Consider the following 6,454-nt stretch of genomic DNA (forward strand, 5'->3'; position numbering starts at 1 on the left):
CGCCCTTCGCGTCTTCGTCGGCACCCGGCGCCTCACCCACGAACACGATGCCGGTACGCGCGCTGCCGACACCCGGCACCGCGTGGGTGCGCGTCTCGCACAATCCGCACTTCGTGCATGCGCGCGCCTCGGCCGCGACCTGCTCGAGCACCGGCAGCGCGAGGTCGTGAATCGTGCCGCGCGCGGCGAGGTCGCGCGGGTTCAGCGCTTCCTGTGGTGGCGTCAGCGTGTCGGTGAACACGAACTCCTCAAGCTCGGGTGCGGGCACGAGCCGCCGGGCGCGTCGTGCCACCGCCGCGCCGCTCACGATCAGGTCTCCCTCGCCCGCGGCGGCCAGGCGCTCGAGCGCGCGCCGCGCGCTCGAGACGATCGTCGCGAGTTCGCGCTCGCTCATCGCTTCATGCCCCGGATCGCGATCACGCGGTCGAGCACTCGTTCGGCGACTTCGCGCTTGGTCATCTCGGCCAGCGCTTCGGCGCGCGACGCATCCACCAGCGTGACGCGATTGGTCTCGCGGCCGAGCGATGCCTCGGGGGCGTTCAGCACCACGAAGTCGAGCCGCTTGACGCGCAGTTTGGTGCGCGCGTGACGGATGCCGTCGTTGGTCTCGAGCGCGAAGCCGACCAGCACTTGCCCTTTGCGGCGCGCGGCACCGAGACCGGCGAGGATGTCGGCGTTCGGTTCCAGCTCGAGCACCGCGCGATCCGACGTGCGCTTGATCTTTCGAGCCGAGACTCGGGCGGGCCGATAGTCGGCGACCGCGGCCGCCATCACGATCACGTCCGACCGTGCGGCCTCGAGCGTCATGGCGCGCTCCATCTCGGCCGCGCGTCGCACCGCGACCAGCTCGACGCCGTGGGGCGGGTCGAGATCGGCGGGCCCGCTCACCAGCGTCACGCTCGCTCCCCGATCGCGCGCGGCTTCGGCCACTGCGTAGCCCATGCGACCGCTCGATCGATTGGTGAGCATGCGAACCGGGTCGAGCGGCTCCTCGGTGCGGCCCGCCCCCACCAGCACGCGGACGCCTGCCATCGAGGCACGAGACGCGGCTGCTTCGATCACGGCCGCGCCGATCGCCTCGATCGCCGCCAGCCGACCCGGCCCTGCGAGCCCCGACGCGAGCGCGCCGCTTTCGGGTCCCACGATCCGAGCGCCGCGCGCTCGCAGCGATCGCACATTGGATTGCGTCGAGGCTTTGCGCCACATCTCGAGATCCATCGCCGGGCACACCACGATTGGCGCGCGACATGCGAGTGCGACCGCGGTGAGCGCATCGGGTGCGCTGCCGTGCACCAGGCGCGCCATCAGGTCGGCGGTGGCGGGTGCGATCACGAGCAGGTCGAGCGCCTCGGCCACGTCGACGTGTTCCACTCGCCCGCGCAGCTTCTTCGCAGCCGCGGCCGGCACCTGGAAGCGCGGAGCCTGATCGCCCCACAGTTCACGCACCACCGGATTACCGGTCAGCGCCTGAAAGGTGAGCGGGGTGACGAACTCGGTCGCCGCGGGGGTGAGGATCGCGATCACGGACGCGCCCTGCAGCTGCAGCCAGCGCGCCAGTTCGCACGCCTTGTAAGCCGCGATGCCGCCCGAGACGCCCAGGCCGATCAGGCGGCCGGCGAGCGGAGCAGCTGCGCTGCGCTTCGCCGGCTTCGCAGCGCGCGGCCGCGTCGGCCTACGAGTAGTTCTCTTCGTAGTAGCCGTAGGGCACCTCGCCGCGAATCACACGCTGCATCGCGGTCGACGTCACCTTGCCCTGGACGGCCTCGCCGGTGCGGCGTGACCATTCGTTCAGCCGTCGCGCCTCGCGGGCGGCGATGATGGCGATCTCGTACTTGTTGGCGCCCGGAGGCGGGATCAGCGATGCCAGTCTGGCCATGAGGATTGAACTCCTGTCGAACGGGTAGGACTTCGAATCGATGAGCGCGGGCGCTAGTGCACCCGGAGCCGGCGCACCCGAGAGCGCTCGGCATCCACGATCGCGATCAAGCGGCGGACCGCAGTCTCGAGATCGTCGTTCATCACCAGATAATCGTACTCGCGATACTGCGCCAGTTCCTCCGGCGCATTGTGAAGCCGGCGCTCCACGACTTCGGGCGCGTCGGTCTTGCGCTGCAGCAATCGCTGCCGCAGCGAATCCAGGCTTGGCGGATAGATGAAGACCGACACGGCATCGGGCCGCACCCGACGGACACTCGCGCCACCCTGCACATCCACGTCTAGTAGTACCACACGCCCGCTCGCCACCTGTTCGTCGACGAATCGAGAGGGGGTGCCGTAGAGATGCCCGTGGACCTCGGCCGACTCGAGAAATGAGCCGGCGTCGCGGCGCCGTTCGAACTCGTCACGCGTCACGAACTCGTACTGAACACCTTCCTGCTCGGTCACGCGCCGCGGCCGGGTGGTCGACGAGATCGAGAACACGCAGTCGGTGCGTTGCGCGACCAGGCGATCGACGAGCGTTCCCTTGCCGGCGCCCGAGGGCCCCGAGATCACGAGCAGAAAGCCCGCGGGTTCGAATCGCATCGGCACCGAAACCTGTGCGCTCATGGCCCCCGCCGTACTCACTCGACGTTTTGTACCTGCTCGCGCAGGCGCTCCAGTTCTTCCTTCACGATGATCACGGACCGCTGGATCTCGACGTCGTTCGCCTTCGAACCGATCGTGTTGGCCTCGCGGTTCATCTCCTGCAGCAGGAAGTTCAGCTTGCGTCCGGCCAGCTCTTCACTGGCGATCAGCTGCTTGTACTGATCGATGTGCGCGGAGAGTCGCACGCACTCCTCGGTGCAGTCGATGCGATCGGCGTAGAGCGTGACTTCTTGTGCGATGCGCGCCGGGTCCATCTCGACGTCGGCCAGCAGCGCCTGCAGACGCGTCATGAGCCGCTCCTTCATCTCCTGCGGGCGGAGCGGGGCGCGAGCGACCACGGTGTCGAGTTCGCGGCGCAGAATGCCAAGGCGCTGCTCGAAGTCGCGCGCCAGTGCCGCGCCTTCGCGCGCCTTCATGTCGTTCATGCTGTCGCACGCCTTGTCGACCACCGACCGCACCAGCGCCCAGGTCTCGTCGTCGGACAGCGCGGTGTGCTCCCACGTGAAGACGTCCGGCAGTGCGGCGACGGTCGCGAGCTGCACGTCGCCGCCCAGCTCGAAGCGGTCGCGCAGCTGCCGCATGAGCGAGACATAGCGCTCCGCGACCGGCTCGTTGATGCGCAGCACCTCGCCGGCATCGCCGGCGCCGCTCCAGGTGATGGTCAGGTTCAGCTTGCCGCGCGCGAATCGATCCTGCACGAGCTGCCGGATCTGATCTTCGAACAGGCTCACCATGCGCGGGGCGCGGATCTGGACCTCGCAGAAACGGTGATTGACCGAGCGGATTTCGGCCGTGAGGCGCTGCCCGTCGCGTTCGATCTCGGCCGCGCCGTAGCCGGTCATGCTGCGGATCATCCCGGAAGCCCCCTGTCGAAGAGGCGGGAAGTTAGCCTGTGGCGCGCACTTCGGTCAACGCGAGGCGTTGCGCGCGGTCAGGGGCTCTACTAGCGTGTCGGCCCCATGTCCCAACCGCCCAACGATGTCTCGGAGCGCCGCACGCAGCTCACGCGGGTGCTCAAGAAGCAGCACGCACGGCTCGCTCGCAAGGTCGAGGGCTTGAAACGCGACCTGGCCGAGGCCGAGCTCGCGAGCGAACTGAGACGCGCGGGCGAAACGCTGCTCACCTATGTGAAGCAAGTGCCGCCGCGCGCCACCGAGGTGACGCTGCCCGACCCGTCGAACCAGGAGCACAATCTGAGCATCGTGCTCGACCCGATGGTGAGCGCGCAGGTGAACGCCGCGCGCTACTTCAAGCGCGCCGCCAAGGCCGAACGCGGTTTGAAGGAAGTGCCGCCGCGGCTGCGCGCGGTCGAAGCTGACGTGCACGCGCTCGCCGTGCTGCTCGCGCGAGTCGCGGCGCTCGAGGAAGGCGCCAGCGATAACGCGCTGATCGATGACGGGGCACTCGATGGAGACCTCGAGTCCGCGCTTGCGTCGCTGTCCGAGATGCAGCGCGGCGGACTCGTACCCAAGCGGGTGCGCGCGCAGACCGATGCGAACGATGCGGGAAGCGCAGCCGCGCGTGCTGCGAAACCCAAGCCGCTACCCGGTGCGTTGCTCGGCAAGGGCCGCGAGCGTGTGCCTGCGCGGCTGATGCCGCGGCGCCTCAAGACGCGCGAAGGCTGGGACGTGCTGATCGGGCGCAGCAATGAAGGAAACGACTACGTGACGCATCACCTCGCGCGCTCCGAGGACTACTGGTTTCACGTGCACGGCAGCCCCGGCTCCCACGTGGTGCTGCGGCGAGGCAAAGGTGCGAACGAACCGTCCAAGGCCACGATCGACGAGGTGAGCGCGTGGGCCGCGTTCTACTCGCAAGCGCGCACCGCCGGCAAAGTGCCAGTGATCGTGACGCGCAAGAAGTACGTGCGAAAGCCTCGCAAGGGCCCACCGGGGCTCGCGGTCTGCACGAATGAAAAGACCGTGATCGTGCGACCCGTCGAGCCACCGCGCGAGTCGCTCGCCGACTTCGTGGAGCCCGACCAGGCGGAGCCTGAGCAGTGAGTCGCGGGGTCCCTCGGTCGGCCTAAATGAAGACGCGCCCGAGACGCGGATCGGATCGCAAAGGATCGTCGCCACCTTCCCGAACGCGCCACTCTATTGAATCAGGACGGAACTCGGGCGGCGATTGAGACTGCCGCCTGCGATCCGGTTCAGCGCGACACCTGGGTACGTGGCGCTGCATCGGGTCTTCGACCCCGTCCGGGGTTTTTCAGCCGGGGGGATGGAACCGCAGCATTCGTGCCACGGGGCCGAACACGAGATCGTGCGCATTTGGGCTTGATTCACGAAAGGCGAGGCTCGAGTCCTTGTAAGGAGGGGCGCCTCGTGTGTACGCGTTTCAAGGCGGCGCCCGCCAGCGCTTAGTCGCCGCTGTTCTGGTCCGCGGCCTTGCCGGCTTCCGCGTTGACCTTCTCGTTGCGCCTCTCGACGCGCTTCTCCATCTGGAGCGCGCGACCGACCACCGAGGCGTTCGGGATCGCGGTCTGCAGAGCGAGTACGGAGTCCCGCTGATGTTCCGACAGCGCGACCTTCACGGAGTCCTGATCGACCGCCATCGCGCAACCCGAGAGCGCGAGCAACAGTCCGGCAAGCATGAGGCGCTTCATGGATCCTCCCGCGTGAGGTAATGCGGCACGCGGAGGTTATCGGCGGGGGGTGTTGCCGGGGTTAGTGCGCCGTGCTGCTAGCCGGACGTTCTTAGCCGGGCGATGACGGCGTTGCGAGCAGCTCTCAGCTTTTCGATCGTCGTGTGCTCGTCGTAGATCCCAGCCTCGTTCGCCTGAATCGCCGCTCCGTAATCGTCGAAGTCATCGACGATCTCGGACGCCGCGACGTAAAACTCGAAGCAGAGATCGGGATCGGCGCTGAGAACTCGCGCGATCCGCTGAGCCATTTCGTTCCGTGTCACTCCCCTCCTCCGATCGAGGCACCGGCTGGAGCCTGGCCTGGGAGGAGCAGCGCGTCAACGACTGGGTGATTCGAGCTAGATCGAACCACGGTAGTTCAGCGGCTCGAGCCGCACCGAGTTCTCGACCGGGCCTAGGAGCGAAAAGAACTGAGGGTCCTGACTGAACTTGAAGACACGGTAGAGACGGTAGCGCGCACCTTCCGCGCGTGACACTTCAACTTCATGTTGCGAGATGATGAACGGACGACGAGCGTTGAAGTTAGTCGTCTTCACCTCGATGGAGACAGGCTCGCTGGTCTTGGGATCGAACGAGCGCACGTCGTAGCCGACATGATCCCCCTCGACTTTTGAGACATGAACGACTTCGCGAGCGAGGACGTCCCGACCTGCCAGCCTCAGGCGAAGCCGCTCATATTCGAGTACGTACTCCTCACCGAGCTGGCCGAGTTCGCGGTTTCGGCGCTCGATCTCCAAGTAGTCGGTGACCAGCGTGCGAATGACCGGCGGCTTGCCATCAGAGGAGTACTGCACATCGAGCCTACCCTTGGGTGGCCGTACCTCGCGAAGCTCGTGAGCGTTAGGTCCAGCCTCTCGGGCCGGCAATCGGGACTGAACCCCTTCAACCAGCGCGAAGAATTCCGGATGAGCCGCCAGGAAGACTTGGACCACGGGGACGAGCGATTGCTGGAAGTTTCTGTATGGCTTGTAACCCTCGAGGAATGGCAAACCCAGCTGTTCGAGAATCGCGCTGATGTTCATGTGCTTTCGCTCGACTGAGCTGCTGTTTCGATTGCGCAAGAGCTTGCGAAGCTCCTCATTGTGCCGACGCTTCACGTAGGGGCTGCCTTCGAGCTCGACGACGAGCATGGAGAAGTAGTCCTCGACGATCAGGACGTTTTCCTCGGGGCTCCAGGGCACGCCCGCTGGCTGAGCCTCACTGCTCACGCGCCCCCCTCTC

General features: G+C 66.8%; 9 protein-coding genes. 1 reads left to right on the forward strand and 8 read right to left on the reverse strand.

Going from position 1 to position 6,454, the window contains the following annotated elements:
• The 5 genes from HOP12_12040 to HOP12_12060 form a co-directional block, all read right to left on the reverse strand.
• The coding region (locus HOP12_12040; GenBank protein NOT34885.1) for a hypothetical protein at window positions 1-394 on the reverse strand (394 nt) is incomplete at its 3' end.
• A complete protein-coding gene (coaBC, locus tag HOP12_12045; protein NOT34886.1) occupies window positions 391-1,608 on the reverse strand; it encodes a bifunctional phosphopantothenoylcysteine decarboxylase/phosphopantothenate--cysteine ligase CoaBC in 1,218 nt (405 codons plus the stop codon). The genes HOP12_12040 and coaBC, both read right to left, overlap by 4 nt.
• Window positions 1,609-1,672: 64 nt before the next feature.
• Window positions 1,673-1,876, reverse strand: a complete 204-nt coding sequence (locus HOP12_12050) for a DNA-directed RNA polymerase subunit omega (protein ID NOT34887.1) — start codon at window positions 1,874-1,876, stop codon at window positions 1,673-1,675.
• 53 nt (window positions 1,877-1,929) lie between these two features.
• Window positions 1,930-2,523 (reverse strand): guanylate kinase, encoded by a 594-nt coding sequence (gene gmk / locus HOP12_12055; GenBank protein NOT34888.1) that lies wholly within the window; start codon window positions 2,521-2,523, stop codon window positions 1,930-1,932.
• 38 nt (window positions 2,524-2,561) lie between these two features.
• Complete coding sequence (locus HOP12_12060; protein NOT34889.1) at window positions 2,562-3,428, reverse strand: YicC family protein; 867 nt, start codon at window positions 3,426-3,428, stop codon at window positions 2,562-2,564.
• Window positions 3,429-3,545: 117 nt separating this feature from the next.
• On the opposite strand from HOP12_12060, the gene HOP12_12065 reads away from it, so the two are divergent.
• Window positions 3,546-4,589, forward strand: coding sequence for a DUF814 domain-containing protein (locus HOP12_12065; GenBank protein ID NOT34890.1), 1,044 nt, complete (start codon window positions 3,546-3,548; stop codon window positions 4,587-4,589).
• A 359-nt stretch (window positions 4,590-4,948) separates the two neighbouring features.
• Here HOP12_12065 and HOP12_12070 read toward each other — a convergent pair whose 3' ends face one another.
• The 3 genes from HOP12_12070 to HOP12_12080 form a co-directional block, all read right to left on the reverse strand.
• Window positions 4,949-5,194 carry a hypothetical protein gene (locus HOP12_12070; GenBank protein ID NOT34891.1) on the reverse strand — a complete coding sequence of 82 codons (246 nt, stop codon included), beginning with the start codon at window positions 5,192-5,194 and terminating at the stop codon, window positions 4,949-4,951.
• 77 nt (window positions 5,195-5,271) lie between these two features.
• Entirely contained in the window at window positions 5,272-5,496 is a 225-nt protein-coding gene (locus tag HOP12_12075; protein NOT34892.1) for a hypothetical protein, read from the reverse strand.
• A gap of 75 nt (window positions 5,497-5,571) precedes the next feature.
• On the reverse strand, window positions 5,572-6,441 hold the full coding sequence (locus tag HOP12_12080) for a DUF3883 domain-containing protein (protein NOT34893.1): 870 nt from the start codon (window positions 6,439-6,441) through the stop codon (window positions 5,572-5,574).
• Window positions 6,442-6,454: the final 13 nt, after the last annotated feature.

The sequence above is a fragment of the Candidatus Eisenbacteria bacterium genome (genome assembly GCA_013140805.1).
Taxonomy (GTDB): domain Bacteria; phylum Eisenbacteria; class RBG-16-71-46; order RBG-16-71-46; family RBG-16-71-46; genus JABFRW01.